Here is a 25,971-nt window from a genome sequence, read left to right on the forward strand (position 1 = left end):
CCAGCGGGGGCCCGGGAGCGCCCCGCGCTCCGGTGACCTGCCCGCCCTTGCTTAAGTCAATCAACTGACTTAGCTTGGGGCTGTCGCGCACGCCCGATGCCGGTGCGCCCGTGACCGCTACCCCTGTCCGTGCGCCCACGACCCCTGCCGGTGCGCCCGTGACCGTTACCAGCACTCCCCTGCCCGACGCCCGACGCCCGACGGCGAACGCCCAGTGCGGCACGCCCGATGCCCGATGCCCGAAGCCCACGGAGGCCCGGCCCATGTCCCCTGCACTCCCCCGCCCCGCCGACGACGGGGTGGTGACCGCGGCGCCGCGGGCCAACGCCGTCGTCGCCGTCCTGGCCTTCGGCGGGATCGTGGTCTCGCTGATGCAGACCCTGGTGATCCCGATCGTCCCGGAGCTGCCGAAGCTGCTGAACGCCCCGGCGTCCGACACCGCGTGGGCCGTCACCGCGACGCTGCTGGCGGCCGCCGTGGCCGTCCCGATGACGGGGCGGCTCGGAGACATGTACGGCAAGCGCCGCATGCTGCTGGCCAGCCTGGTGCTGCTGATCGCCGGTTCGGTCACGGCCGCGCTCAGTGACGCGCTGGCCCCGATGATCGTCGGACGGGCACTGCAGGGCATGGCCAGTGGCGTGATCCCCCTCGGCATCAGCATCATGCGGGACGAACTGCCCGCCGAACGGCTCGGCTCGGCCACCGCCCTGATGAGCGCCTCGCTCGGCGTCGGCGGCGCGCTCGGCCTGCCGGCGGCCGCGCTGATCGCCGACAACTTCGACTGGCACGTGCTGTTCTGGAGTTCGGCGGGGATGGGCGTCGTGGCACTCCTGCTCGTCCTGTCCGTGGTGCCCGAGTCGAAGGTGCGCTCGGGCGGACGGTTCGACGTCGTCGGCGGCCTCGGTATGGCGGCCGGCCTGCTCTGCCTGCTGCTGCCGATCTCCAAGGGCGGGGACTGGGGCTGGGACAGCGGCACCACGCTCGGCCTGTTCGGCGCGTGCGTCCTCATCCTGCTGCTGTGGGGCTGGTACGAGCTGCGCACCGACCAGCCGCTGGTCGACCTGCGCACCACCGCCCGCCGCCAGGTCCTGGTCACCAACCTCGCCTCGATCGCGCTCGGCTTCGGCATGTTCGCGATGTCCCTGGTGCTTCCGCAGCTCCTGCAGTTGCCCGAGGCGACCGGCTATGGTCTCGGCAAGTCGCTGCTCACCGCGGGCCTGGTCATGGCCCCGTCCGGCCTGGTGATGATGGCCGTCGCACCCGTCTCCGCGGCCCTCTCCAAGGCCAGGGGGCCGAAGGCCAGCCTGATGCTCGGCTCCCTCATCGTGGCGGCCGGCTACAGCCTCAACATCCTGCTGATGTCCGAGGTCTGGCAGTTGGTCCTGGTGTCCTGCGTCATCGGCTCCGGCATCGGCTTCACCTACGGCGCCATGCCCGCCCTCATCATGGGCGCGGTGCCGCCGTCGCAGTCGGGCGCGGCCAACAGCCTCAACACCCTGATGCGGTCCATCGGCACGTCGACCGCGAGTGCCGTCGCCGGCGTCATCCTCTCCCAGCTGACCATCGGCTTCGGCGGGGTCGCGCTCCCCTCGGAGGACGGCTTCAGGACGGTCCTGGCGGTGGGCGGCGGCGCGGCACTGCTGGCCTTCGTGGTGGCTTCGTTCATTCCGAGGCACGGGGTGGGGTCGGCCGCGGACCGGGGTGCGGCCGAGGCCGCCACCGACGCGGACGACCACGACATCGAACTGGCCCGAAGCGAGGACTAGTTCCGCCGGACCCCGCCACCGGCCTCACGGCAGCGGCATGGTGATCGCCGGGCCTCCTCACGCTGAGCGCTGAGCGCGGGGCACGCGGCTCGCGGCTCCCGGCCCCGGCTCGCGGCTCCCGGCACCGGCTCCCGGCTCCCGGCTCGCGGCTCCCGGCACCGGCTCCCGGCTCCCGGCTCCCGGCTCCCGGCTCCCGGCTCCCGGCTCCCGGCGAAGAAGCCGGCGGCCGCGACGCGGGGCTCGGCCACCGCCGGTCGCTTACCGAGCGAGGGCGGTCCACCCTCCGGAGGGCCCGACCGGGCCGCCGATCCCAGGCAGCTCAAGGACTGCGTCCAGGGTGGTCCGCCCGTCCAAAACCCGTTCTCGACCAGCGGGCCGATGAGGACACGAAGATCCCACCGACCGACTCACCCGCCTGCATCGCCCGGCGGAGGTCGGCGCGGGCGACCAGCCGGGGATCCGCCTCGGGCAGGCCGTTGTTGTGGGCCATCAGCACCAGCGGGACGGGCAGGGCGCGACCCCGCAAACGACGAAAGAGTCCATGACCAGCATTACTGCTGTTCACAGACTCTTTCGGTCGTGTGGCGGCGCCAGGATTCGAACCTGGGAAGGCTGAGCCGGCAGATTTACAGCGGGCTCCGTTCGCCACGTTTGACCTGCGACTTCTCACAAGCCCACCTTCACCGGGGGACACATGGGGGAAACGCCCTGCCGACGGCCTAGGTCGAAAGGGTGTCGGCTGCCTCGCCCTAGTCACCATCAGCCCCCTACCGAACCTGCATGCCCATAGTGAACCAGAGCCCCAAAGTTCTCGAATCTGAAAAAATAGAACATATTATGCAATAACGAACAGTCATCCGACTTTTATCAAACAGGTTGCAGGTGCCCAAGAGCCTCATGGAGGATTTTCAAGCACTCCACCAACTTTGGAGCGCAGAGCGAACAGAAGGCTTGAGATCCCCATGAGGCTTACAGCAGTTTCGATCAAGAATTTCCGAGGCATCAATGGCACGACGTCCGTGTCCGTCAACGACTTCACAGCCCTGGCGGGCATGAACAACTCGGGAAAATCTACTCTGCTGGAAGCCTTGGATATCTTCTTTTCTGAAAAGGCGCCAGACAAGGAAGACCTCTGCAAATCCGCAACGGAAACAACCGTTGAAATTGAGTGCACGTTCGATCGGCTTCCCGAGCACCTCGTGGTTGACGCTCAGGCCATCACCACTCTAGATAAGGAGTTCCTGCTCTCAAGTGAAGCAAACCTTGTAGTTCGCAAGGTTTACAAGTGTGACATTCAGACGCCTCGAGTTGATTCCGTTTCGGCTCGCTGCCTGCATCCCAATGCGGAAGGCTATGAAGATCTGACCTCGCTTAAGAACGCAGAGCTCAAGAAGCGTGCCGAAAAGTTGGGCGTCGACCTTTCCAACGTCAACAAGTCCAGCAATGTAGAACTCCGGCGGGCAATCTGGGACAGCTGCCCAGATCTCGAAATTGTTGAAAAGTACGTCACGCTTGCGAAGCAAGAGGACGGGAAGAAGATTTGGGAATCCCTGCGCAAAGAGCTGCCACACTTTGCGCTCTTTCGCGCAGACAGGTCGAGCACAGATCAAGATAGCGAGGCTCAGGACCCAATTAAGACTGCGATCACTCAAGCCGTTCGACATCACCGCGAAGAGCTTGATCGCATCGCATCAGAGATCCATAAGGCCGTTCAGCCGATCCTCGATGAAACCGTTCGAGGGATGGCATCCATTAACCCGGAAATGGCCTCCGCACTGTCGCCTCGTTCAACGAACCCCAAGTGGGAATCAGTCTTCAAGGTAAGTTTGACTGACGAGGATACTGTGCCTGTAAATAAATGGGGTAGTGGATCTCGTCGTCTCCTCCTAATGAACTTCTTCCGGGCCCAGGTGGAAGCATCTTCAGAAGAGTCGCAGCGCCAGAGCACAATCTACGCCATCGAAGAACCAGAGACCGCACTGCACCCCAATATGCAGCGAAATCTGTTGATGAATCTTCTTCTCTTGAGCGAACTTGACGACGTTCAGGTAATGATCACCACTCACTCCCCTTCGCTCGCCCGACTGATCCCAATCCAGTCGCTGCGCCGCGTGGTACGCGAAGATGAAAAGACGTGTATCGACGGTCCGGACCCGTTCGGAATTGAGAAACTCGCCCAAGACCTCGGCGTACTCCCTGACCACGATGTGAAACTGTTCGTTGGAGTAGAGGGCGCAACTGATATCGATTTCCTACTAGGCCTTCAAGAATCTCTACGCAAGGAAGGCGTGGTAAGTCTTGACCTGACATCTCTTTCTAGGTCTGGCGAGATCGTATTCATTCCATTGGGTGGAGACAATCTCGGACACTGGGTAAGCCAGTGGAAGAATCTTTCCATCCCCGAGTTCTACCTATTTGATCGAGACAACAGTCCGGAAGATCCACACCATGTTGCCCACACGCCTCAGTTGAGTCAACTGAACTCGCGCTCCCGGGTTAAAGCCGTTCACACGATGTTCCGGGAAGCAGAGAATTACTTTTGCCCTGAAGTGATTGACGACATCTTCCCTGGAATCTCCTTTGTGCCGCAGTCCCAGACTCTAAGCGATATCGCCAAGGAGGTGTCAGAACACCTTAAGAGTGACCCCTCCCAGACGCCACTCAAACCTCGGAATGTTAAAACGCGCTTGTGCTCGAACGCACACAAGATCACCGATAAGCACTTGGAGCAAATCGGAGCGCTTGACGAGGTTGTAGGGTGGTTCGCCACAATGGAGGAATTGCTCAAAGGGTGATTTAAGCCGCGGAATTTGCGCCATCCTCAGGTGCTAAGACGAGGGGGAGTGTTCGGTGCCAACGATGGGAAGCGGCAGCGGTCGTGGACAGGCCGGCTTCAGCGATAAGACCCGACGGCTCCTAGCTCAGCGTGCGGCGTTTCGCTGCTCGAACCCGAGGTGCGGGGCGCTCACAATCGGGCCAGGCATCGGTTCGGAAGATGTCACCGACACCGGCACAGCCGCTCACATCTTCGCCGCTGCGGAACGAGGACCCCGGGGAGTCGGCGGTTTGTCGGACGCAGAGCGATCCCACATATCGAATGGGATTTGGCTATGTGCGACCTGCGGTCGCTTAGTCGATGCGAATTCAGGTGACGCATTCTCCGGATCACTACTCCGAAGCTGGAAAGACCTCCACGAACACCGAACCCGGCTGGAGCAGGGTGGACAAGCCCAGCCCTTCGGCTGGGTCCAAACCCTGGAGATTGTCAGCCACTACATCCTGATGCCCGGCATTCTACGACTTTCAAAGCTGAACCTCCTCTTCGGGATGAACAATTCGGGCAAGACGAAACTTTTGCACCTTCTTCGATCGCTCAGTTCACCACATTTACTGATGGATTATCCGGCGGATCTGTCGTGCTCCATCACTTGGTTCGATCCGGAACTTCGGAAGGCGCTGGTGGATGTCCGGGGTCGGTGGCTGGAGTACCGGGTCGATGACCGACGGGTGGCGCTGCCTCCTCGCCCGTACAGGGTTCTGTCGTTCGGATCCGAGTCCTACAATGGACGTTTTTTCCGTCTGAAGGCATCCTCGGTCCCAGGAATTGCCGAATTCCTCGGAGTCGATCGCTGGACCGCGCGAACTGTAATCGCCAACATGCCCATCCTGCTCCCTGATGTGATGTCCGATGTCACCTTCTACGGGGATGACGTCAAGGTTTCATATCGAAAAGGGGCGTTCGGAGGGAAAGAACTCGGACAGGTAGCCGTGTGGTTCTACGCGCTAGCTGTCTTTGCGGAACTGCAAGCACGGGTGGAGCCAACAATCCTTGTGTTGGATGAACCATTCGTTCACCTACACCCCGCAGCGCAACGGCACGTATTGGAGCTGTTCGAGTCGGTGACGTGGACTTTCCAGGTCATCTTGGCCGAGCACAGCCTGATCGCCTACGAGCGCCGGCATCACGGCTGGAGCGCGACAGTGCTGGTACCTGAAAGGGAGCGCCAGTCCCGCATCTCCCAGGAGGATGCGGACCTGGAACGCATCGGAGGAGGCAGCTGACCGCTGTGCAGGTACTCACCACGGCGGAACGGAAAGTGATGAGGCGAGACCTATGGGCACCGCCAACCAGCATGCCACGATTGGGTAGAAGCCCGAGGAGCGATGAAGGGGAGGCCACGTGCCGCAGGCCAGTCCGCGAGATACGTACTTGCAGGTCGCGGAAGTGGTGAAGGCCCAGATCGAGTCGGACCCGCAGATGACGCACCTTCCACCCGCCGCCGACCTCATGCGCGACCACGACGTCTCACGCGGGGTGGTGCTTCGCGCCTTCAAGGCGTTGCAGAAAGTCGGTGTCGCCGAGCCGGTACGCGGTGGCCGGTGGCGCGTCGTACGTGAAGGTGAGCACGTCGACCAACGGCCGCTGGACGAGCGCATCGCCGAACTCATCCCCGCGGAGGGGTTCAAGGTGGGTGAAGCCTTCTTGAGCGCGTCGGACCTGATGGGCAAGTTCGGAGTCTCCCGCCCCACCGTAACCAAAGCGCTGGACAAGTTGGAGGCCGCCGGCGTGCTGGCGAGCGCAGGTCAGGGCAAGGTGCGGACAGTCCGCGCCGTACCGAATCGAGAGGAGCGTTCGTAGCTTGTCGGAGCTGACAGAGTGGGCCTATCCCCTCGCTGAGTCCCTGCTCGCCGAGCCGCTGCCGAGGCGGTGGCAGCACTCGTTGGGGGTCGCTGAGCGGGCGCGGACCGTTGCGCTCGTCCTCGGGGAGGATGCCGAGTTGTTGGAGGCTTCGGCCGTCCTTCATGACATCGGCTACTCGCCGGATCTCGCCAAGACCGGATTCCACCCGCTCGATGGGGCCCGCTACCTCCGGGACGTGGCGAGCGCCGACGAACGGATCGTGAATTTGGTGGCCCACCACTCCTGTGCGTGGATGGAAGCGGAGGCTCGCGGCCTGCGTGAGGAGCTGGAGGGCGAGTTCCCGCGCGAGAGCGCGCACCTGAACGATGCACTCTGCTACTGCGACATGAACACCACGCCGGACGGAACGCCGACGAACCCCGTCGACCGGGTCAACGAGATCGCCGGACGCTACGGGCCGGACAGCCTGATTGGGAAGTTCATCCGTCGCGCTGAGCCCGAGATTCTCGCGTGCACGTCCCGGGTGCTCGAACACGTCGCCACCGCCAAACGTCAGCCGATATAGGGAGTCGGCCGCGTCCGGTCCATCGCGTGCTCGATCCGGAGCCGCATTGTGGGGTGGACGTCCAACTCGGACAGGTCCGCTGGGTCGACCCAGCGGACCTGTGTCGTCTCGTTGCTCGTACGAACCTCGCCACCGACCGGCCGCGCCCGGAAACAGATGCTGAACTGCTGGCGCACCTCGCCGTCGTCGTACTGCATCACGTGACCGGGGTCCGTGTAGATCCCGGACATGTCGACGACTTCGGCCTTGATGCCGGTCTCTTCCCAGACCTCTCGGACCACCGTGTCACTGATGGACTCACCCACGTCGTGGCCACCGCCGGGGAGCGCCCAACGTCCGTTGTCGGATCGCTGAATCATGAGCACCTGCCCTGCGTCGTTCTGGACGAACGCCACGACCGAGGGCACGACCGAGTTGGCCGGCGGGGCGTCTGGGTCGTGCAAGTAGTCGATGCGTCCCATGCTCAAGCTCCCGTGATGTCGTGTTCGGTTACTGGCCTGGCGCCTTCCCAGGTCTGCTCAACGCTATTGGCAAAGGTGTCGAACAGACCGCCCCCGGGGAGCTGCCGCAGGTGGAAGACGGGCGCCATGTAGGCGCCGATGCCGTACACGTGTGTGTTGGCCAACATCTCGTCATCGGCGCGGTAGATCGAGTTGTAGAGCACCGTGTCGTGCAGGCGGAAGGCGATCTCAGGGTGGCTGGTGAACAGCGGGCGGTAGTTGATGAGCGCGTTGCGGATCTTGCCACCCATGATGCGATGCCCTTCGTCGATGCCGCGCCGGGTGACGGCTTCACACTCTGGATCGCCCATGAGAACGCGGATGCGGACGCCGCTCTCGGCCTTCTCCTTCAGTGTCGAGAAGAAGAGAGGGTCTTCCGCCAGGTAGATGCCGGCATACACGAGGATGTCGATGGTCTCCGTAGCGCGCTCGCACATCTCACGCCAGAGATCTGACGGCACGACGTGCCGATGAGGGTAGGCGGTCACGATCTCGGCCTTGCTCAGGTCAGTTGCAGAGTCCTGAGTCCGGGAGTCCTCCCACAGCGTCGTCACGTCCACCTTGAGCGCCGCCGCCGTTGCGTACTGGTGGCGCCGGTACGGCACCTTGCCCTGCGTAATCCAGCGCTCCACGGTCTTCGCGTTGACCTTGATCTCTTCCGCGAGGCTCTGAACGGTCATGCCACGGGCTAACAGGGCCGACCGCAACCGCTCGTTGGGCATCTGTACCCCTTCGTGGGACATCTAGGGAGCTCTTGACGGTAGTGAGCTGATCGGGAGCTGTCCATGCAAGGGGTAACCAACTCCCCTGACCTGGGGCGATTCTGATTGTGCGCCAAGAAGTCCCGGCGCAAAACCAAGAGGTTCCGTCGCTGTACTTGACGGACCCCTATGCAATACCTGTAAAACAGGTACTGCATCAAACGCCCGGAGGGCTCCGTGAAACGGGCTCGAAGGAAGCGACTGATCTTTGAGAACTTCACACAGGGAACAGCCGGTAACCCGTGGTCCGCCTGCCCGAAGGGGTCGGAAACAAGGCGGAGAAGACCGGCGTGCCCCGCACGGCAGCCTGACCGGTTCGAGTCCGGTCCGGGGCACTTCGGCCACTGCTCAGTGGCCGCGCCGCGCATTACGCGCGGCTTTCTCCATCAACGGCGCGCACCCCCCAGAGGGGCAACTCCGGGGGGTGCTGTTGGGCCGTTCCTGTCTGAGAGGAACCACGACCCATGGAGCACATCGGTGCTGCTCAGGCGGTTGTTACCGCCGACGAATTCGACCGCGAGCCGACGGCTGCGGAGTTGGACGCAATCGAGCGTGAACTTCCGCTGATCCTGGCGGATGTCGACCTACTCGACGCTCAGATCATCACCCTTGACCGCACCCCAACCGAGCTGGACTCCCGGCGTATCCGGCGCGCCCGCCGCCGGGTTCTCACCGAGCGGCGCGCCCTGGCCAACCGCACCTCCGGCGCGATGGGGGGTGCGGCATGAGCGCCAAGAACGCGAAGACTGTGCTGCCCGCCGTGGCGATGACGGCGGTGTCGATGGTGCTCACCCTCGCCGTGGTCGTGATGTGGCTGGGTGCGGCCGTGCCGTGGCCGGTTGCCCTGGTCGTCGGTCTGGGCATCGACGGCGGATGGCTGGCCACGCTCGCCTACGAACGCCGTCTGGCGGCGCAGGGCGATCACAGCCGCATCGTGACCGGCATCGGCTGGTCCTTCGGTCTGGTGGCGGCCAGCGTCCTGGTGGCGCACGCGCTCACCGCCGAAGCGTCCGCCGCGTGGCTGGCCGTCGCCTGGCTGCCCATCGCGGCCAAGGCCCTGTGGCTCGTGCACGGACTGTGGGAGCGCACCGCGCTCACCCCGGTGGCGCTGGACGCGATCCGGGGCATTGGGCAGGAGGCGCGCGACGAAGCGGCCGTGGCCCGTGCCCGGCTGCGTGCAGACGCCACCACCGAGGAGACCCGGCTGACGGCCGTGACGGCGGCCGGCGCCCGCGTCGCCCGCGTCCAGGCGAGGACCGCCAAGACCCTGTCGCGGGCCTGGTCGACGCTGGAGACGGCGCGGCAGGGCGAGGAAACCGGGAGGGCGCTGACCAGCGTGACGACCCCCGTCACGCCCGGCGTCACGCCCCGCTGGGAACTCCCCGTCTGGGGACCCACGCAGCCGGTACCCGCCCTCACGTTGGAGGCCGGTCCCGCACTCACCGATGAGGCGCTTGACGTGCTGGTCGACGAGATCCGCACCAGCGAGATCCCCGCTCTGTCGTATCGCGAGATGGCCGCCCGGTTTCGCGCTGCCGGACACTCCGCATCCGAGGTCCGGTTGCGCGCCGCGTGGAAGCGCGTGGCGTGAGCGTGCGGTTCTGGGACCCGGACGGCACCACGTACGGCATCCCCACCTACCCGTGGCGTCTGGCCCCGGACGGCTTGGCCACCCGCCGCCAACTGCGCGCGCGGGGTCTGAGCCCCGGCCGTCAGGGAATCGCCGCACAGACCCTGCGCCCGCGTCGGCGGCGCGAGCCGCTGACCGCGTACCTGTACCGCGTCGACCTGGCCCGCCCGGTCCGGCCGATGACGCCGGGAATGTGGCGCGCGCACGCGGCGATGATGCGCGCTCGCCGCCGCTGCCCCGAGTGCGGTCAAGACGCCGGATACGTCATCCCCACGTCGCTCGGAACCTGCGTGACCTGCGCCTACCCCGAGGAGCAGCGCGCTGCCTGAACTACCCGAACCTGGGTCCGGCCGCCCACCTTCCACAGCAAGCCGGCCGGGCCCTTCGACTCCCGCGAAGGAGCACGTACATCGTGACCGAGAACCCCACCTTCCCGCCCCCGGACGACCCCGAGGACACCACCGAGCAGACGGCCGACGTCCTGCCGTTCCCGCTCAAGAAGACCCCCGCCCCGACCGCACCCCTTGCCGAGGGGGAGGCCAAGCCGGGTGAGTGGGAGGCCGAACTCCCCGACACAGACGACCCCGAGGCCGGCGGCTTGACCGAGGGTGCCCCGGTCGACCCGCCGCGCGAGGTCTACCCGCCCTCGGTGGCTGAGTGGATGGAGGCCAAGGACAAGGCCCGGATGCCGGTCCTGCCGGACTGGGTCAAGCTCCCCGACCAGCGCAAGGCCGTCCGCAAGTGGGCCGTGCGCCACTACTCGGCTGTGGTCGGCTACCACGCGGTTCGCCTGCCCTGCATCTACACCCCGAAGATCCTGTGGTACTCGCCGCGCGGGGCGTGGCGCTGGTCGGCCGCGATCGGCCGGTGGGTGTTCGACGCGGAAGGCAAGTCGCTTCGCCTGGCATCCGTGGCGGCCGAGGACGCGGCGGAATACCTGAAGCTGTCGCGGCAGCGCAACGACCGTGTGCGGCTGCGGGGCATCGTCGCCGCGATCGCGTCCGTGGTGGGTCTCGCCGCGACGCTGACCCTGTACGTCATGGCGCCGTCGTGGCTGCTGTTGCTGGCCGTTGCCACGCTGACCACCACGCTCGGGGCAGTCGGGGCGCCGGCGGACCGGCCGCTGATCGACATGGCCAAGGTGACCTTCCGCAAGCGGCGCCTGTCCAGCGACATCGTCATCCGCGCGCACGAGGCCGCCGGACTGACCACCAAGGATCAGACGATCGCCTTCCCGCGGCCGATCGGTCGGGACGGCGACGGCTGGCGCGTGGTCGTCGATCTGCCGTACGGCAAGACGTTCGAGGACGCGCTGAAGGCTCACGGCCGGCTCGCCTCCGGTATGGACATCGCCCCGACTCAGCTCTTCCTCGACAAGGACGAGACGAGCGGCCGGCGGGTGTCGTACTGGATCGCCGACCGTGACCCGCTCGCCGTCCCTTCCGGCAAGTCTCCGCTGTTGGGGGCGACCCGGGTGGACTTCTGGAAGCCGTTCCCCTGGGGTGTGGACGAGCGGGGCAACCCGGTCATGGCCACCATGCTGTGGCTGTCCTTGCTGGTCGGCGCCGTCCCGAGGCAGGGCAAGACGTTCTCCGCCCGCACCATCGCGCTCGCCGCCGCGCTGGACCCGTACGTGCGGCTGTACGTGTTCGACGGCAAGGCGTCGCCGGACTGGCGCAAGTTCGCCCTGGTCGCGCACCGCATCGCGTTCGGCATCGTGCCCAAGAACGGGTTCGACCCGGTCGGGCATCTGCTGACCTCGCTGCGGGAGTTGAAGGCGGACGTCGAGGACCGCTACCACCGGCTCTCGGAACTGCCGCTGCACATCTGCCCGGAGGGCAAGCTCACCCCGGAGATCAGCCGGGACAAGAAGCTGAACATGCCCCTGACCCTGTTCGTGATCGATGAGGTGCAGGAGTACTTGCAGCACCCCGAGCACGGCAAGGAGATCCTGTCGCTGCTGGTCTACCTCGCCCGGGTCGCCCCGGCGGTCGGCGTGAGCGTGATGACGTCCACGCAGAAGCCGGACGACAAGGCCTGCCCCTCGGAGCTGCGGGACCAGCACCAGGCCCGGTTCGCGCTGCGGGTGGGTTCCTGGCAGGTCTCCGACGTCGTCTTGGGCGCCGGCTCCTACAGCGAGGGTCTCGACGCGTCCAAGCTGCTGAAGTCCCACAAGGGCGTCGGCCTGCTCAAGGGCATGTCGGACGACTCGGGGATCGTGCGCACCTACCTCGCCGATGGCCGCGACGCCGAACGCGTCCTCACCCGCGCTGCCGCGCTGCGGGAGGCGGAGGGCACGCTGACCGGGGACGCGGCCGGCGAGGCACCCGCGCCGGAGACATCGGCGACGATCCTCGACGATGTCGCGGCCGTGCTCGGCAAGGGCGAGGCCAAGGTGTGGTCCGAGACCATCGTCGACCGCCTCGCCGACCTCCGCCCGGACGTCTACGGCCCGTGGGCCGAGCTGGACGCCAAGCCCAAGGCGGAAGCGCTCACCGCAGCGCTCAAGCCGTTCGGGGTGGCCACCGAGCAGATCAGCCGCCGCATCGACGGCAAGACGGTCAACAAGCGCGGCATCAAGCGCGAGGACATCGCCACCGCAATTACGGAGCGCAACAACAAGAGGGACGCCGGATAGGTCCCGCAGGGTCGCTTGCGCAAGCACCGGCTGTCGCTTGCGCAAGCGACCCTGCTAGCGACCAAAACCGCCCCTGATCAGGACGCTAGCAAGTAGCGGCCGACCTGCGGAAACCCTTCAAACCCCCTCTGAGAGGCCCCTGATGAGCCTTCCTCTGCTCGCTGCCGCCTGCCTGCTGCTCGTCACGTTCGGTTACAGCGTCAAGTGTTGGGTGAGCCCCTTCGGCGACTGCCGGAAGTGCGCCGGCATGGGCCACGAACTCAAGTCCGACCGCAAGGGACGCCTCAAGCGCGGCCGTGACTGCCGCCGCTGCCACGCCACCGGCAAGCGCATACGCGTCGGCCGCTGGCTCTACAACCGCGCCGCGCGCACCTACCGCGCCGGCACCCGCTGACCCTCGGGAGACACCGTGGTCATCACCATCCCGCTCGTGCTGCTGCTCGGCATCGGAGCCCTACTGCTCTTGCGCTTCAAGGCCGTCGGCTTCGGCGCGGCCGTCGCCGTCGCCCTCTTTGGCTTCTACCTCGCCCACACCGGCGCGGCCGACACCGTCAACCAACTCGTCACCGCCATGACCGGCGCCCTCGCCGGCATCGGCCGCTAGAAGGGAGACAGGCCCGTGAACGAACCCACCCTGTACGGCCGTCCGGCCATGCGTGACGCGGCTGTGGAGGTCCACCGCCCCACCCCGCTCACCCCCGCGCGCACCACACCGCTCTTCCCCGTCCAGCCGGGCACCATCCCAGCCGTGGCGAGCATCGTCCTCCCTGACGGCCAGGTCGTCACCGGCTACGCGATCGAACCCGCCAAACCCGAACCCGTCGCGGCCAAGCCTGCCGTCTCCCGCACAGCGGTGAACATCGCCCTCGGGGGCATCGGCTTCGGCGCCGTCTGCGGCGGCCTGGTCCTGCTGACCACGTTCATCGCCGCACTCGCCGCACTCATCCACCAGCTCATCATCCTCGCCGCCGTCATCTTCGGCGGCTGGATCGCCGTGCAGGTCTTCAGCGCGAGCGGCCAAAGCGGAACGACGGTCAACATCCGCAAAGCCGTCTTCAAGCGCAACCACTTCCACGGCTGACAGGAGGACACCCATGTACGACGCACCGCAGCCCGACCCCATCTCGGACGGCCCCATTGAGACCGCCCCGCGCGGGTTCGTGGGCCACAAGGTGCAGCGCGCCGACCTGCTCGCCGAACTGAATGCGGCAGGAGTCGAGTTGGGCGCCTACGACCGCCGGATCATCGACTGGCTCGCCGGATGGGACTACCCCACCGTGGCCACGATCGCAAGCCTCATCCGGCGCGCCGCACACCACCCCGAGTAGCTACGCCAAGGGCGGCCCCCCTCATCTCGCCAAAGATCCGGGGCCGCCCTTGCCAACCAGTCCACAACAGACCTGTTGGAGGTCTCCCAGCATGACGCAACCCACCGACATCCGGCGAGTGCGCGCGCCACGGCCGCGCCTGCTGGACCTGTTCTCCTGCGCCGGCGGCGCGGCCGTCGGCTACCACCGCGCGGGGTTCGCCGTGGACGGCTGCGACATCGCCCACCGGCCGAACTACCCCTTCCCCTACCACCGGGGCGACGCGTTGGCCCACCTCGCCCACCTGATCGAGTCGGGCGAGATCAGCCAGTACGCGTTCGTCCACGCGTCCCCGCCGTGCCAGCACGGATGCGCACTGACCGTGGGCACCAACACGTCCCAGGGATGGGGCGGCACGCACATCGACCTGGTGGCGCCCACCCGCGCCCTGCTGGACCGGACCGGCCTGCCGTACGTGATCGAGCAGCCCAACGGCCGCGCCGAGATCCGCAAGGACTTGACCCTGTGCGGCGAGATGTTCGGACTCGGGGTCATCCGTCACCGCAACTTCGAGTTGGGCGGATGGTCGACCGCACGGCCGGCGCACATCGCTCATCGGGGGCGGGTGCGCGGCTACCGCCACGGCCGCTTCTACGACGGCCCGTACGTCGCCGCCTACGGCAACGGCGGGGGCAAGCCCTCCGTCCCGGAGCTACAGGCCGCGATGGGCATCGACTGGACGAACGTGCGCGAGGAGCTGACCGAGGCCATCCCGCCCGCCTACAGCGAGTTCATCGGCCGCGCGTACCTCGCCGCCGTCGCACCGCTGGAGGTCGCCGCATGACCGAGCACCTGTTGCGCGCGGCCCTGGAAGCCGCCGAACGCGGCTGGCACGTCTTCCCGATCCGCCCCCACCTCAAGCGCCCGCCGGCCCTGCACGGCACCGAAGCCTGCCCCCGCACGGGAGCATGCGCGAACGGGCACCTGACGTGGGAGCAGCGCGCCACCCGCGACCCGGACCGCATCCGCGCCGCCTGGTCGCACGCGCCGTTCAACGTCGGCATCGCCACCGGCCCCTCCGGGCTGGTCGTCGTCGACCTCGACAAGCCCAAGACCGACAAGGACAAGGGCAGTTCGGACGCGCCTTGCGGCGCGGCAACCTTTGGAGCGCTCTGCGAGCGCGCCGGGCACGCCGTCCCCGACACCTACCGCGTGCGGACCGCGAGCGGTGGAGAGCACCTGTACTTCACCGCCCCGGACGACGTCAGGCTGACCAACACCGCCCGCACCATCGGAGAGTTGGTCGACACCCGCGCATGGGGCGGCTACGTCGTCGCCCCGGGCAGCACCACCCCCGCCGGAGCCTACGAAGCCCTATGCGGCTCTGTAGCGGCCGCTCTGCCCGCGTGGCTGCAAAGCATCCTCGAACCGCCCCCCAGGGCGCCTCAGGCGCCCTCAATGGCCGTAGCGGGGCAATCCCGCCGATATGCGGATGTAGCGCTTGCCAATGAGGCCCGGAACGTGGCCATGGCCCAAGTCGGCGAGCGGGAAGCGACGTTGTTCCGCGCGGCGCGCGGACTCGGGCGCTTCGTCGCGTGGGGCGACCTCCCCCGGCACGTGGTTGAGCAGGCTCTTCAGGAGGGGGGCGAGGCTGCCGGACTCTCCGCGTCCGAGTGCCGCTCCACCCTCCGCAGCGCCCTCAACTGGTCCATCGCCCACAACTCCGGCAGGCGGGATGCGGCATGAACACCCCGCCCCGCCCCCCTCTGAAGAGCATCACCCCCGCCCCGACGCATCCACGCACCGCCGAACCGGCCACGCCCCGTCCGGCCGTGGGCGAGCCGAAAGGCGCCGCCCACAAGGGCGTCCGCACTGCTCTTGGTTCTGACCCGCAGACGGGCGACGGCCGGTACCCCGTGGCATGGCTGACCATCAACACCCCGCGCGGCGCCACCCCCACCGCGACCTCACGGTGCGAGTGCGGCTGGAACCGCAGCGCCGTCGGCCACAAGCCAGTGCTGGCCCTGATCGCCGACCACACCGCCCACCGCCACACCTGCCCGCTCCGCAACCCCCAGGAAGGGAGGGACGCCGCATGATGGACCGCCCTGCCCCCGAGACCGAGGAACTTCCCCCGCCGTCCAACCCCCTGGCCGTCGCCCGCCGGCTCCTGCCCGACTGGCAGGGCGAGGGCGGGCAGCTCGTGTACCGGCGCTGGCGCGGCTCGTGGATGCGCTGGACGGGTACCTGCTGGCGCGAGCTGGACGAAGCCCAGGTGCGCAAAGCCATGTACGAGCGCTTGGAACACGTCGTCTACCAGGCCCCGGCCAAGGACGGCGAGACCGAGGAACGCGCCTGGGCCCCCACGAAACAGAAGATCAGCAACCTTTTCGACGCGCTCGGAGCCATCACCCTGCTGCCCACCGACCTGGACGCACCCATGTGGCTCGACAGTGAGGGCGGGCAGGACGACGGCCCGATCGTGGCGTGTGAAAACGGGCTGCTGCGCATCCAGGACCGCGCGCTGCTGCCGCACAGTCCCGGGTTCTTCAATCTCGTCTCCGTCCCCTTCCCCTACGACCCCACCGCGACCGCCCCGACATGGCACCACTTCCTGTCGCAGATCTGGCCCGAGGACCCCGACGCGATCACCGCGCTTCAGCAGTGGTTCGGCTACGTCCTCTCCGGACGGACCGACCAACAGAAGATCCTGCTCATGGTCGGCCCGTCCCGTTCCGGCAAGGGCACCATCGCCCGCGTGCTAAAAGAGCTGGTCGGCAAGGAGAACCTCGCCGGACCGACCCTCGCCGGACTCGGCACGAACTTCGGCCTGTCCACCCTGATCGGCAAGCCGCTCGCGGTCATCTCCGACGCCCGGTTGTCCGGCAACGACAACAGCCAGGTCGTTGAACGGCTGCTGACCATCTCGGGTGAAGACACGATCGACATCGACCGCAAGTACCGCGAAGTGTGGACCGGCAAGCTCCCCACCCGGCTGGTGATCCTGTCCAACGAACTGCCGCACTTCGGCGACTCGTCCGGCGTCATCGCCAAACGGTTCGTGCTGCTCAACATGCGGGTCTCGTGGCTGGGCAAGGAAGACCCCACCCTCTTCGACCGGCTCATCGGCGAGATGCCCGGCATCCTCAACTGGGCACTGGATGGACTCGCCCGCCTCCAGCAAACCGGCCGGATCACCGAACCTGCATCCAGCCGCGAAGCGGTCACCACCATGCAGGACACCGCCTCGCCCACCAGCGCGTTCGTCCGCGAACGGTGCACCACCGGACCCACGTGCAGCGTGCCCGTGGACGCCCTGTGGACGGTCTGGCGGGAGTGGGCCGAGGACAACGGCGTCCGCCCCGGTACCAAGCAGGTCTTCGGCCGCAACCTGCTCTCCGTGGTCCCCCAGCTCAGCCGCTCCCGCCCCCGCGACGAGTACGGCCGGCAGGTGGTCACCTACACCGGGATCACGCTGAACGTGTCCGAACCACATTTGCCTGAGTCGCGACTCATCGCGTCTCAAGACCCCTCTGAGAGCCGCTGAGTGCCGATGAGTCGCGACTCAGAGGAATGTCGCGCGAACTCTCCCGCCCGCAGAACGCACCTTCCCGAAGGAGTGCAATGGCCCGCCCCCAGAAGCTGAAGCTCCCCGAAGTACTCGCAGAGATCAAGATGAGCCGCGCCGCGTTCTACCGCATGCGAGCACGCGGCCAAGCACCCCGCATCCACAAGCTCCCCAACGGCCAAATCCGCGTCAACCGCACTGACCTCGACGCCTGGTGGGAGCGCTGCGAAGAACGCGTTGCCTGACGACATCCCCCTCAAGCCCGCCCCGTCCGGGGCGGGCTTCTTACTGCCCGGAGAGCCATGCCCCTCACGTACGACGTCCGGATCTACAGCATTGAAACCCGCCGCGACCGCCCGAAGCCCTACCGCGTCCGGTGGCTTGTGGGCCCCCAGAAGCATTCCAAGAGCTACACCGTCAAAGCCCAAGCCGACGGCCGCCGTTCGGAACTGATGACCGCCCTACGCAAGGGCGAACAGTTCGACGTGGAAACGGGTCTTCCCGCGTCCGAACTGCGTGCGCTGAACGGCTCCGTGACCTGGTACGAGCACACGCGCGCCTACATCGACCGCAGATGGGACAAGCTCCCCGCCAAGTCGCGCCGCAACGACGCCGACGCCCTGGCCACCATCACCCCCGCACTCGTGAAGACAACCGTCGGGCAGCCCTCACCCCGCGCACTCCGCACCGCCTTGTACGGCTGGGCGTACAACAAGAGCCGCTGGTCCCAAGAGCACCCCAGCGACGTCACGGACGCGCTCCGCTGGCTGGAGAAGAACTCTCTACCCGTCGCTGCTCTCGAAGACCCGGCCACGCTCCGTCTGGCTCTGGACGCCCTGTCGACACTGCTCAACGGTTCCTCCGCTGGCGCGCGCACGGCGCGGCGCAAGAGGGCATGCCTCAGCGACGTCTTGGGGCTCGCGGTCGAACGGCGCTACTTCAGCGTTCCGGTCAACCCACTGTCCACCGTGAAGTGGTCGGCGCCGAAGTCAACCGAAGAGGTCGACCCGGCGAGCGTCGCGAACCCTCGCCAGGTGCGGGCTCTGCTTGAAGCCGTGCGCGGGCAGGGTGAGCGGGGTGCGCACCTTGAGGCGTTCTTCGGGTGCCTGTACTACGCGTCGATGCGCCCCGCCGAAGCAGTTGGGCTGACCGCGTCCCAGTGCCACTTGCCGAAGAGGGGGTGGGGCAAGCTCACCCTTCGCGGCGGGATCGTCCACGCCGGCCGCGACTGGACGGACGACGGTCGGGCCCACCAAGACCGTCACCTCAAGGCACGAGCACAGCGAGACTCGCGCGTCGTGCCCATCCCTCCCCACTTCGTCGCGATGCTCCGTTGGCACATCGAGCGCTACGGCACGGCTCCGGACGGCCGCCTGTTCCGCACGAACCGTGGCGGTGTGATTCAGGACACGGGATACGGCGAGGTGTGGGCAAGCGCCCGAGGCGACGCACTGACGCCGGAGCAGGAGGCATCGCCGCTCGCCCGGCGACCGTACGACCTCCGGTGCGCCGGGGTCTCGTTCTGGCTCTACAGCGGAGTCGATCCGATGGAAGTAGCGCGTCGGGCCGGACACTCCGTCGCTGTGCTGCTGCGTGTCTACGCGAAGGTTCTGGCGCAAGCCCAGGAACGGGCGAACCTCCAGATTGAGGCTGGCCTGCGGGAATGGGACGGGACTGGCCTCTCCCCCGGGGGACGCCTGGGGGACACGCGCTGATCAGGCCTGGGACTCACCCGAGACCAGGTGAGACAAGCCGCGCATTTCGACCCTCGTTCGAATGATGCCGTTCGAATACGAAAAGACCCCCTCCGCTCTACGTTTCCGCAGTTCGGAGGGGGTCTCTCTCAGCGTGGCGGCGCCAGGATTCGAACCTGGGAAGGTAGAACCGGCAGATTTACAGTCTGCTCCCTTTGGCCGCTCGGGCACACCGCCGGGGTCGCTGCCCGTTTGAACCGCCTTGCGGCGGTGCTCCGTGGCAACGACGTAAACAATACCCGATGCGGAGGGGTGCTTCGCCACCCGATTGATCTGCGCCGGGCGGACCGCGGGTGGCTAGGCTTGTGCGGATGCGGCCCGGGACCACGCCGGGCTCGGCGCCGCCCCCACGTACGCCGATACGGACCCGTACGCACCCCCGTTTACGCACCGATACAAGGAGCCACAGGACATGGCCGACTCCAGTTTCGACATCGTCTCGAAGGTCGAGCGGCAGGAGGTCGACAACGCCCTCAACCAGACCGCCAAGGAGATCTCGCAGCGCTACGACTTCAAGGGCGTGGGTGCCTCGATCTCGTGGTCTGGCGAGAAGATCCTGCTGGAGGCGAACTCCGAGGACCGGGTCAAGGCCGTTCTCGACGTCTTCCAGTCCAAGCTGATCAAGCGCGGGATCTCGCTGAAGGCCCTGGACGCGGGCGAGCCCCAGCTCTCGGGCAAGGAGTACAAGATCTTCGCGTCGATCGAGGAGGGCATCTCCCAGGAGAACGCGAAGAAGGTCGCGAAGATCATCCGCGACGAGGGTCCCAAGGGCGTCAAGGCGCAGGTGCAGGGCGAGGAGCTGCGGGTCAGCTCCAAGAGCCGGGACGACCTGCAGACCGTGATCGCTCTTCTGAAGGGCAAGGACTTCGACTTCGCGCTGCAGTTCGTGAACTACCGGTGACCGGCTGACCGCCTCTTCGGTCCGCTCGGCCGGCTCGGTCCGTTCGATGAGGAGAGGGCGTGACGAGGGCGGTCCCCTCGTCACGCCCTCTCCTCATGCGCCGGCGACTCCCGTGGCGGATCCCGGCAATTGGCGTGACCTGATGGCCCGTCGCCGATCGTGGTGCCACGCTGGTGAGGAACCTGTTTCCGCTGCCCGCCGGGCATGGGAGGTAGTTGTGGCCACAGAGTCGGTCGGCACGTCGGCGTCGGGAAGAGACGGGGAGCTCACACTCGAGCTGGCGCTGTACGGGCCCGACCCGGCACCGGAGCAGCTCGACGAACTGCGCCGGGCACTGACGGCCGCGGGGGCCGCCCGTGTCCGGCGCACGCATCTCACCGCTCCGGAGTCGGACCAGCGCGTGGCCGAACTCGTCGAGGTCACCACGCTGTTGGTCGGGGCGGCCGGGAACGTGGTGGCGATCGTGGAGACGGTACGGGCCTGGCTCGCCAGGCGGCGTGAGACGGCCGCGCACCGGCCCACGGCGTCGGGCGCGGACGCCGCCCCGCCCCGGGTGGTCGTGACACTGGACGGCGAGACGCTGGAACTCGTCGACCCGCCCGAGCGGGCCATGAACGAGGCGATCGCCCGTTTCTACGACCGACACCGGCAGGACTGAGCGATGACGGTCCTCCAGGTCCGGGTGTCGGAGCCACGCCCCGGGCGCACCCAGTACTCGTACGAACTCAAGTCCGGTGACGGGTCCGTGCTCGGTCCGCTGGAGCAGGAGCACACCGTCGATGTGAGCCAGGACCTGGTCAAGGACCTGTGCATGGAGATCGACGAGGCGCTGAAGAACGCCGATGCCACGGCCGGGACACAGCTGCGCGAGAGCCTGGCAAGGCTCGGCAGTCTGCTCTACGACGCCCTCTTCCCGCGGACCGGCCAGCCCGAGCTGATGCGGCGGCTGCGCGAGTCGAGCGGGCCGCTGCTGGTGCAGAGCAACGAGGCGCTGGTTCCGTGGGAACTGCTGCACGACGAGGGCGACTTCCTCGGGCTGCGGCACGACCTGGGGCGCCGGGCGAAGGTCGACCGTCCGGTGGTCAGCGGGCGCGGCATCGACCAGGTCCGCCGGGCGCTCGTCGTCGGCGACACCCTGGGAGATCTGGCCTCGGCCCGGGAGGAGACCGAGCGGATCAGCGCGTGGCTGGGCGAGAACGGGGTGGCCTGCACGGTGCTGACCGGCCGCGAGGCCACCTTGTCGAGGGTGGTCGGGGAGCTGGCGCGCGAGCAGCAGCCCTACGACCTCTTCCACTACTCGGGGCATGTCTCCGGAGTGCCGGACGCCGCCGGGTTGATGGTGCACGACCGCAAGCTCATCGGGATGGACGCGCTGCAGCCGCTGGCCCGCAGGGGCGCGCCGCCCGTCGTCTTCATCAACGGCTGCGCCTCGGCGGACCCGACGCTCGGCTCGGCGCCACGCGCTCAGGCGGAGGCGGCCCAGACCATGAACGCCTGCATGGCCTTCATGGTCGTGGGCGCGAAGACGGTCGTCGGGACGCGTACGGCGGTCGGGGACTCCGGGGCGCTGCGCTTCGCGGAGGCGTTCTACGGGCAGTTGCGCGACCACATGGAGGCGGGCACGGCCGTACGCAGGGCGCGGGCGCTGCTGGCGGAGCAGGCGGAGGGCGCGTGGGCGTCGTTCGTGCTGTACGGGGATCCGGGCGTACGGATCACCACGTCCGCGGAACGGGAGACGGAGCCGGAGCCTGAGCGGGTCCGCCGGGACGGGCGGAGGAAGGCCGGGCCCGAGCGACCGGGGTACTCCACGGAGGCGACCGGGCTGCTCAGGCGGACCAGCCGGTTCGGATCGGTGCGCGGGATCGTCACCTCGGTCGATCTGCTGACCGCGCTGCTGGAGACGGAGAAGGTGCGGGAGCGGGCCGCGGCGCGGATCGGCGCGAAACGGCTCCAGCTGCTGACCGAGGTGCTGCGCCAGCTTCAGAGCCATACGCCGGGCGCCGGAGACACAGGGTCGTTCCACACGGGCTCGTACGACATGAGCAGCATGAACGGCACGAGCGGCACGAACGGCACGAGCGGTACGCACGGCACGAAGGTCTCGGGCGGCCCGAAGCCGGAGGGCGGCGGGGGCATCGTCCTGTCCGACACGGTCGAGCGGGTGCTGGAGGGGGCCGAGGCGGCCGTGGTGCGGGCCGGGCGCTCGGCGGTCGGGGTGGACGACATCTCGACGGCGTTCCTGGAGACCGGGGGCGGCAGCTGTGCCGAGCTGCTCCAGCTCTTCGGCATCCGGCCGGACCGGCTGCTGTCGCCGGCGGTGGAGCGGCGGGGGCCGCAGTCGGGCGACGACGTGTTCGACCTGGCCGGGCTCTCCCCGGCGGCGGCGACCGCGGTGCGGTGTGCGCGGCTGCTGGCGGCGGTGAAGGGCGAGAAGATCAGTACGTACCTGCTGCTGCAGGCCTTCGCGATGACGGGGAGCGAGGTGCTGCAGGAGGCGCTGGCCGAGCAGGGCGAGGAGGAAACGGACGCGTATCACACGCTGGCGCCGCTCGGCGGGGCCCGGCCCCGGGACTTCTCCCGGCGCACCCTGGCCCGGCTGGAGCAGACCCTCGCGGAGGCGGACGGCCCGGTCGGTGAGGAGGCGCTGCTGATCGCGCTCCTCACCGAGGAGGACGCCTCGGCCCGGCGCCTGCTGCAGAAGCTGGGCGTCGAGCCGGAACTGCTCATTCAGGCGTTGCGGAATCCGTTGGGCTGACGGCGACGGCGGGCTCGGGCGGCTCCGACACGGCCATCGGCTCCCACGCGTCCGGCGTGTGCGTCCCCTCGGGCGAGGCCGACGGGTCGGACGGGTCGGACAGAGCCGAGGGCTCAGGCTGGTCCGGTTTCGGCCGCCGCCGTCGTCATCTCGCTCGCCGTGGTCGTCAGGTGCGCCACGCCCTGGCGGGCCACCGGGTCGTCGGGGTCGCGCGTCAGCGCCAGGTGCCAGTGGTGGTGGGCCTCGGTGCGGGAGCCGAGGTGGTAGCAGGCCAGCGCCAGGGCGTTGTGGGCCTCCATGTCGTCGGGGTACCAGTGGACGATCGCGGCGAAGCGGTCGCGGGCGGTGGCGTGGTCACCGGCGCGGGCGGCGGCCAGGCCCTCGTTGAACAGCCGCGCCGCGTGGGCCGACAGCCGGACGTACGCCTGGAGCGGGGTGCCGCAGCGGCGGCAGCTGCCGGCCGTGGGGTCGTTCTCGGCACGGCAGCGGGCGATGGGGCAGACCACCGTCACCGCAGCCCCCCGCCCGAGTACGAGTCGCCGACGACGATCGGGATGACGATGTCGTTCGCACCGCCTTCGCCGACGAGCAGGCGCGCGAGGTGACGCAGCCGCGCCATCAGCTTCCCCGCCTCCTGCATCACCCGCTCGGGATCGGTGGCCAGCGACGGAGCCAGCTGCTCCAGCCGGTAGCGGATCTCCTCCAGCTCCCGCTGCTCCGCCGTCCTGCCGGTACCGGCGGCCACCCGCAGCAGCTCCTGGCTGCCCTGCATGCCGGCCCGCACCAGCTCCTCCGCGCGCACCGCGGGGGTGAGCTCCGGGGCCGACTCGGTCCGCATCATCTGCTCCAGGTACCGGTACATCCGGTGCAGCTGCTGAATGACCTCGCCGTACGCCCGCTGGTCGCTGTTGGCCCAGGCCCGCTCACCGCGCTGCCGCTGGTCCTCGATGGTCCGGGACATCTCGGGCGCGTCGAAGGTCTTGCCCTGCGGCACGCCGTTCTGGACGAGGTGGGCGTGCAGGCTCTGGCAGGCCTCGACCAGGTCGTCGAAGTCCTGCTTGGGCGGTTCGAGACCGCGCGAGTGCTGGGTCGTCACGGAGTCCGCGAGCTGCTGGAGTTCCTGGAACTCGTGCACGGCGGAGGACACGTCACCGCTGCCGCGTGCCTCCTCGAAGGCCTTGCGCACCATGGTCCACTTGGTACGGGCGATGGTCTGCGGCCCGGCCGGGAGGTAGCCGGCGTTCTCCTCGAAGCCCCGGTACAGCGCGTCGATCTCCGCCTGCTCGGGCATCGGGCGCTCGTCGGGCAGCTCCACCGGCACGTCGAAGTGGACCTCGCCGACGGTGCCGCGCACGGTGATCGCCGCGTTCTCGTGCATCGCCACGTTCAGCCGGATCGCGGTGCCGCGCGGTGTGGACGAGGGCACCTCCACGGTGATCACCTGGATCGGTGTGCTCTGCTGGAACAGCCGCAGTTCGACCCGCTCCTTGCCGGGGTGGACGAAGTCGAAGTCGCGTTCGTACGGCAGCTGCTGCATCGCCGGCACCAGCTCCAGCCGGTCCGTGCTGCCGTCCCCCAGCGCGACCTCGAGCTTCACGGTCTTCGCGTTGAGCGCGGCGCCGCCCGTGCCGCCGGTGGGCCGCTGCTCGCCCGAGCTGTGCGCCATCGGGCGGCCGGCGACGGCGCGCAGGTCGCCGTAGGCGTCGTACACCTCGAAGGCGAGTTCGGTCTCGGCGTCCGGCTGCACGGGGACGTCCTGGAAGGCGAAGGTGCCGTCCGGGAGGAGGTCGGTCTCGTCCTCGAAGCCCGGGGTGGTCAGCCGGACCTGTCCGTCGGTGAGGTCCAGGCCCTCCACGAGCGGCTGCACGGTGCCTCCTACGGAGGTCTCGGCGCGGCCGGTGGCGGCGCTGCCGTGGAAGGAGACCCGTACGGTGCGCTGCTCGTCGTAGACGGCGAGGCCGCCGACGGCCGCCGCGCGGACCGCCGCGCCCAGCGCGACGACGGTGTCGACCTGCTCGTACACCGGTTCCGCGCAGGCGGCGCGGACCTGCCGCGGTGAGTCGTCGGCGGCCGGTCCGCACAGCTCGCGGGCCACCATCTCGCGCACCAGCGGCATATGGGTGGAGCCGCCGGCCAGGATGATGTGGTCGACGTCGGCGAGGGTGATGCCGGCGCGCTCCTCGGCGCGGCCGATCGCCTCGTCGCAGTAGGTGAAGGTGCGCTCGATGAGGGGGCCGGCGACCGCGTCGAGTTCGGCGCGCTCCAGAAGGGCCTCGACGACGACGGGGTCGCCCTGCTGGTCGATGAGCCGGCCCGCGTCCCGCAGCACGAACTCGGTGCGGTCGGTCAGTGCCTTCTTGGCGCTCTCGGCGAGCATCTTCAGCTGGCTGAAACGCAGCGCGTCCTCGGGGTCCCGCTCCGGGTCGAGGTCGAGGGCGTAGCCGTCGCGCCGCAGCATCTCCTGGAGGTGGCGGGCCAGGGCCGTGTCGATGTCGTCGCCGCCGAGCCGGTTGTTGCCGCTGATGCCGAGTACCTCGAAGGTGCCCGCGGTGCAGCGCAGCACGCTGACGTCGAAGGTGCCGCCGCCGAGGTCGTAGACGAGGAAGGTGCCGTTCTGGGTGGCGGTGCGCCAGCAGTAGTGGCTGGCGGCGGCGGTCGGCTCGTGCAGCAGGCCGAGCACCTCCAGGCCGGCCTGCTCGGCGGCCTCCCGGGTGGCGTCGATCTGCGGCTGGTCGAAGTACGCCGGTACGGTCACCACGGCGCGGTCGACGATCCAGCGGGCGGTGGGTGTGTCGAAGGCGGCGACGTCGGCCTCGATCTGCTGCTTCATCTCGCGCAGGATCGCGGCGGAGACCTGCGGCGGGGTGAGTTCCTCGCTGCCGAGCCGGGCCGTCTGGCGGGTGCCCATCAGGCGTTTCACCGAGGTGACCGGTTCGGGGGTGCTGCCCTTCCTGGCGAACGCCTTACGCCCTACGACGAGTTCACCGCCGTTCGGGGCGCGCCAGACGCAACTGGGCGTGGTGGCGGACTTGGTGACCGGGTCACGGTGCAGGACGATCTCGCTGTCGGCGGGGTTCATGACCGCGACCGCGCTGTTGGTGGTGCCCAGGTCGATCCCGACGGCCTTGCTGACGATCTGCTGCGTCATACCCTCGTGTCCGTTTCGTCGCATTGTGTTCCCGGG

Annotated in this window: 26 protein-coding genes, 1 tRNA gene and 1 pseudogene; 22 read left to right on the plus strand and 6 right to left on the minus strand. The window is 68.1% G+C overall.

Annotation, left to right across the window (positions count from 1 at the left end; all coding sequences use genetic code 11):
* Positions 1–263 precede the first annotated feature (263 nt).
* On the plus strand, positions 264–1,766 hold the full coding sequence (locus ACIRPX_RS34575; protein WP_404202678.1) for an MFS transporter: 1,503 nt from the start codon (positions 264–266) through the stop codon (positions 1,764–1,766).
* 176 nt (positions 1,767–1,942) lie between these two features.
* Here ACIRPX_RS34575 and ACIRPX_RS34580 read toward each other — a convergent pair.
* A pseudogene (locus ACIRPX_RS34580) lies at positions 1,943–2,274 on the minus strand (alpha/beta hydrolase); the annotation flags it as partial.
* 454 nt (positions 2,275–2,728) lie between these two features.
* Here ACIRPX_RS34580 and ACIRPX_RS34585 point away from each other — a divergent pair.
* The 4 genes from ACIRPX_RS34585 to ACIRPX_RS34600 all read left to right on the plus strand — a co-directional run bounded on the left by ACIRPX_RS34585 (position 2,729) and on the right by ACIRPX_RS34600 (position 6,973).
* Entirely contained in the window at positions 2,729–4,561 is a 1,833-nt protein-coding gene (locus tag ACIRPX_RS34585) for an ATP-binding protein (RefSeq protein ID WP_404202680.1), read from the plus strand.
* Positions 4,562–4,625: 64 nt separating this feature from the next.
* Positions 4,626–5,828: an AAA family ATPase gene (locus ACIRPX_RS34590; protein ID WP_404202682.1), complete on the plus strand. Its 1,203-nt coding sequence runs from the start codon at positions 4,626–4,628 to the stop codon at positions 5,826–5,828.
* Positions 5,829–5,946: 118 nt separating this feature from the next.
* Complete coding sequence (locus tag ACIRPX_RS34595) at positions 5,947–6,405, plus strand: GntR family transcriptional regulator (protein ID WP_404202684.1); 459 nt, start codon at positions 5,947–5,949, stop codon at positions 6,403–6,405.
* A gap of 1 nt (position 6,406) precedes the next feature.
* Complete coding sequence (locus tag ACIRPX_RS34600) at positions 6,407–6,973, plus strand: HD domain-containing protein (RefSeq protein WP_404202686.1); 567 nt, start codon at positions 6,407–6,409, stop codon at positions 6,971–6,973.
* On the opposite strand, the gene ACIRPX_RS34605 is transcribed toward ACIRPX_RS34600, so the two are convergent.
* Together ACIRPX_RS34605 and ACIRPX_RS34610 are read right to left on the minus strand one after the other, a co-directional pair.
* A complete protein-coding gene (locus ACIRPX_RS34605; protein ID WP_404202688.1) occupies positions 6,961–7,434 on the minus strand; it encodes an NUDIX domain-containing protein in 474 nt (157 codons plus the stop codon). The two genes, ACIRPX_RS34600 and ACIRPX_RS34605, sit on opposite strands and share 13 nt — an antisense overlap.
* A gap of 2 nt (positions 7,435–7,436) precedes the next feature.
* Positions 7,437–8,195, minus strand: coding sequence for an XRE family transcriptional regulator (locus tag ACIRPX_RS34610; protein ID WP_404202690.1), 759 nt, complete (start codon positions 8,193–8,195; stop codon positions 7,437–7,439).
* A 503-nt stretch (positions 8,196–8,698) separates the two neighbouring features.
* On the opposite strand from ACIRPX_RS34610, the gene ACIRPX_RS34615 reads away from it, so the two are divergent.
* The 14 genes from ACIRPX_RS34615 to ACIRPX_RS34680 all read left to right on the plus strand — a co-directional run bounded on the left by ACIRPX_RS34615 (position 8,699) and on the right by ACIRPX_RS34680 (position 19,092).
* Complete coding sequence (locus ACIRPX_RS34615) at positions 8,699–8,962, plus strand: DUF6284 family protein (RefSeq protein WP_404202692.1); 264 nt, start codon at positions 8,699–8,701, stop codon at positions 8,960–8,962.
* Complete coding sequence (locus ACIRPX_RS34620; RefSeq protein WP_404202694.1) at positions 8,959–9,825, plus strand: protein spdB; 867 nt, start codon at positions 8,959–8,961, stop codon at positions 9,823–9,825. Before ACIRPX_RS34615 ends, ACIRPX_RS34620 begins: the two co-directional genes overlap by 4 nt.
* The gene (locus tag ACIRPX_RS34625) at positions 9,822–10,193 is read left to right on the plus strand and encodes an RRQRL motif-containing zinc-binding protein (RefSeq protein ID WP_404202696.1); all 372 of its coding nucleotides are present in this window, start codon (positions 9,822–9,824) and stop codon (positions 10,191–10,193) included. Before ACIRPX_RS34620 ends, ACIRPX_RS34625 begins: the two co-directional genes overlap by 4 nt.
* A gap of 83 nt (positions 10,194–10,276) precedes the next feature.
* Positions 10,277–12,502: a cell division protein FtsK gene (locus tag ACIRPX_RS34630; protein WP_404202698.1), complete on the plus strand. Its 2,226-nt coding sequence runs from the start codon at positions 10,277–10,279 to the stop codon at positions 12,500–12,502.
* 142 nt (positions 12,503–12,644) lie between these two features.
* Complete coding sequence (locus tag ACIRPX_RS34635; protein WP_404202700.1) at positions 12,645–12,896, plus strand: hypothetical protein; 252 nt, start codon at positions 12,645–12,647, stop codon at positions 12,894–12,896.
* 15 nt (positions 12,897–12,911) lie between these two features.
* Entirely contained in the window at positions 12,912–13,106 is a 195-nt protein-coding gene (locus ACIRPX_RS34640; protein WP_404202701.1) for a hypothetical protein, read from the plus strand.
* Between the two features lie 48 nt (positions 13,107–13,154).
* Positions 13,155–13,583, plus strand: coding sequence for a hypothetical protein (locus ACIRPX_RS34645; protein ID WP_404202772.1), 429 nt, complete (start codon positions 13,155–13,157; stop codon positions 13,581–13,583).
* A 13-nt stretch (positions 13,584–13,596) separates the two neighbouring features.
* Entirely contained in the window at positions 13,597–13,830 is a 234-nt protein-coding gene (locus ACIRPX_RS34650) for a hypothetical protein (protein ID WP_404202703.1), read from the plus strand.
* A gap of 91 nt (positions 13,831–13,921) precedes the next feature.
* Positions 13,922–14,653 carry a DNA methylase gene (locus ACIRPX_RS34655; protein ID WP_404202705.1) on the plus strand — a complete coding sequence of 244 codons (732 nt, stop codon included), beginning with the start codon at positions 13,922–13,924 and terminating at the stop codon, positions 14,651–14,653.
* On the plus strand, positions 14,650–15,555 hold the full coding sequence (locus ACIRPX_RS34660) for a bifunctional DNA primase/polymerase (protein WP_404202707.1): 906 nt from the start codon (positions 14,650–14,652) through the stop codon (positions 15,553–15,555). Before ACIRPX_RS34655 ends, ACIRPX_RS34660 begins: the two co-directional genes overlap by 4 nt.
* The gene (locus tag ACIRPX_RS34665; protein ID WP_404202709.1) at positions 15,552–15,908 is read left to right on the plus strand and encodes a hypothetical protein; all 357 of its coding nucleotides are present in this window, start codon (positions 15,552–15,554) and stop codon (positions 15,906–15,908) included. Before ACIRPX_RS34660 ends, ACIRPX_RS34665 begins: the two co-directional genes overlap by 4 nt.
* Positions 15,905–17,356, plus strand: a complete 1,452-nt coding sequence (locus ACIRPX_RS34670) for a phage/plasmid primase, P4 family (protein WP_404202711.1) — start codon at positions 15,905–15,907, stop codon at positions 17,354–17,356. The genes ACIRPX_RS34665 and ACIRPX_RS34670 overlap by 4 nt, the downstream gene beginning before the upstream one ends.
* Before the next feature lie 77 nt (positions 17,357–17,433).
* Positions 17,434–17,622: a helix-turn-helix transcriptional regulator gene (locus tag ACIRPX_RS34675; protein ID WP_404202713.1), complete on the plus strand. Its 189-nt coding sequence runs from the start codon at positions 17,434–17,436 to the stop codon at positions 17,620–17,622.
* A 57-nt stretch (positions 17,623–17,679) separates the two neighbouring features.
* The gene (locus tag ACIRPX_RS34680; RefSeq protein ID WP_404202715.1) at positions 17,680–19,092 is read left to right on the plus strand and encodes a tyrosine-type recombinase/integrase; all 1,413 of its coding nucleotides are present in this window, start codon (positions 17,680–17,682) and stop codon (positions 19,090–19,092) included.
* 134 nt (positions 19,093–19,226) lie between these two features.
* Here the strand turns inward: ACIRPX_RS34680 and ACIRPX_RS34685 are convergent.
* Positions 19,227–19,308, minus strand: a tRNA-Tyr gene (locus tag ACIRPX_RS34685).
* 235 nt (positions 19,309–19,543) lie between these two features.
* Here ACIRPX_RS34685 and ACIRPX_RS34690 point away from each other — a divergent pair.
* The 3 genes from ACIRPX_RS34690 to ACIRPX_RS34700 all read left to right on the plus strand — a co-directional run bounded on the left by ACIRPX_RS34690 (position 19,544) and on the right by ACIRPX_RS34700 (position 22,787).
* Positions 19,544–20,032, plus strand: coding sequence for a YajQ family cyclic di-GMP-binding protein (locus ACIRPX_RS34690; RefSeq protein ID WP_384252066.1), 489 nt, complete (start codon positions 19,544–19,546; stop codon positions 20,030–20,032).
* Between the two features lie 217 nt (positions 20,033–20,249).
* On the plus strand, positions 20,250–20,690 hold the full coding sequence (locus tag ACIRPX_RS34695) for a hypothetical protein (protein ID WP_404202718.1): 441 nt from the start codon (positions 20,250–20,252) through the stop codon (positions 20,688–20,690).
* A gap of 3 nt (positions 20,691–20,693) precedes the next feature.
* The gene (locus ACIRPX_RS34700; RefSeq protein WP_404202720.1) at positions 20,694–22,787 is read left to right on the plus strand and encodes a CHAT domain-containing protein; all 2,094 of its coding nucleotides are present in this window, start codon (positions 20,694–20,696) and stop codon (positions 22,785–22,787) included.
* Positions 22,788–22,900: 113 nt separating this feature from the next.
* Here the strand turns inward: ACIRPX_RS34700 and ACIRPX_RS34705 are convergent, their stop codons facing one another.
* Both ACIRPX_RS34705 and ACIRPX_RS34710 read right to left on the minus strand, forming a co-directional pair.
* Positions 22,901–23,299, minus strand: coding sequence for a hypothetical protein (locus tag ACIRPX_RS34705; RefSeq protein WP_404202722.1), 399 nt, complete (start codon positions 23,297–23,299; stop codon positions 22,901–22,903).
* Entirely contained in the window at positions 23,296–25,935 is a 2,640-nt protein-coding gene (locus tag ACIRPX_RS34710) for an Hsp70 family protein (protein ID WP_404202724.1), read from the minus strand. The genes ACIRPX_RS34705 and ACIRPX_RS34710 overlap by 4 nt, the downstream gene beginning before the upstream one ends.
* Positions 25,936–25,971: the final 36 nt, after the last annotated feature.

It is taken from the genome of Streptomyces sp. NPDC101225 (assembly GCF_044767585.1).
Taxonomy (GTDB): Bacteria; Actinomycetota; Actinomycetes; order Streptomycetales; family Streptomycetaceae; genus Streptomyces.

Excerpts from the sequence above, each read along its gene's own strand:
- ACIRPX_RS34575 (WP_404202678.1), top strand. The coding sequence starts at position 264 with ATGTCCCCTGCACTCCCCCGCCCCGCCGACGACGGGGTGGTGACCGCG.
- ACIRPX_RS34585 (WP_404202680.1), top strand. The coding sequence starts at position 2,729 with ATGAGGCTTACAGCAGTTTCGATCAAGAATTTCCGAGGCATCAATGGC.
- ACIRPX_RS34590 (WP_404202682.1), top strand. The coding sequence starts at position 4,626 with ATGGGAAGCGGCAGCGGTCGTGGACAGGCCGGCTTCAGCGATAAGACC.
- ACIRPX_RS34605 (WP_404202688.1), bottom strand. The coding sequence starts at position 7,434 with ATGGGACGCATCGACTACTTGCACGACCCAGACGCCCCGCCGGCCAAC.
- ACIRPX_RS34610 (WP_404202690.1), bottom strand. The coding sequence starts at position 8,195 with ATGCCCAACGAGCGGTTGCGGTCGGCCCTGTTAGCCCGTGGCATGACC.
- ACIRPX_RS34615 (WP_404202692.1), top strand. The coding sequence starts at position 8,699 with ATGGAGCACATCGGTGCTGCTCAGGCGGTTGTTACCGCCGACGAATTC.
- ACIRPX_RS34620 (WP_404202694.1), top strand. The coding sequence starts at position 8,959 with ATGAGCGCCAAGAACGCGAAGACTGTGCTGCCCGCCGTGGCGATGACG.
- ACIRPX_RS34635 (WP_404202700.1), top strand. The coding sequence starts at position 12,645 with ATGAGCCTTCCTCTGCTCGCTGCCGCCTGCCTGCTGCTCGTCACGTTC.
- ACIRPX_RS34645 (WP_404202772.1), top strand. The coding sequence starts at position 13,155 with ATGCGTGACGCGGCTGTGGAGGTCCACCGCCCCACCCCGCTCACCCCC.
- ACIRPX_RS34650 (WP_404202703.1), top strand. The coding sequence starts at position 13,597 with ATGTACGACGCACCGCAGCCCGACCCCATCTCGGACGGCCCCATTGAG.
- ACIRPX_RS34655 (WP_404202705.1), top strand. The coding sequence starts at position 13,922 with ATGACGCAACCCACCGACATCCGGCGAGTGCGCGCGCCACGGCCGCGC.
- ACIRPX_RS34660 (WP_404202707.1), top strand. The coding sequence starts at position 14,650 with ATGACCGAGCACCTGTTGCGCGCGGCCCTGGAAGCCGCCGAACGCGGC.
- ACIRPX_RS34665 (WP_404202709.1), top strand. The coding sequence starts at position 15,552 with ATGAACACCCCGCCCCGCCCCCCTCTGAAGAGCATCACCCCCGCCCCG.
- ACIRPX_RS34670 (WP_404202711.1), top strand. The coding sequence starts at position 15,905 with ATGATGGACCGCCCTGCCCCCGAGACCGAGGAACTTCCCCCGCCGTCC.
- ACIRPX_RS34675 (WP_404202713.1), top strand. The coding sequence starts at position 17,434 with ATGGCCCGCCCCCAGAAGCTGAAGCTCCCCGAAGTACTCGCAGAGATC.
- ACIRPX_RS34680 (WP_404202715.1), top strand. The coding sequence starts at position 17,680 with ATGCCCCTCACGTACGACGTCCGGATCTACAGCATTGAAACCCGCCGC.
- ACIRPX_RS34690 (WP_384252066.1), top strand. The coding sequence starts at position 19,544 with ATGGCCGACTCCAGTTTCGACATCGTCTCGAAGGTCGAGCGGCAGGAG.
- ACIRPX_RS34700 (WP_404202720.1), top strand. The coding sequence starts at position 20,694 with ATGACGGTCCTCCAGGTCCGGGTGTCGGAGCCACGCCCCGGGCGCACC.
- ACIRPX_RS34710 (WP_404202724.1), bottom strand. The coding sequence starts at position 25,935 with ATGACGCAGCAGATCGTCAGCAAGGCCGTCGGGATCGACCTGGGCACC.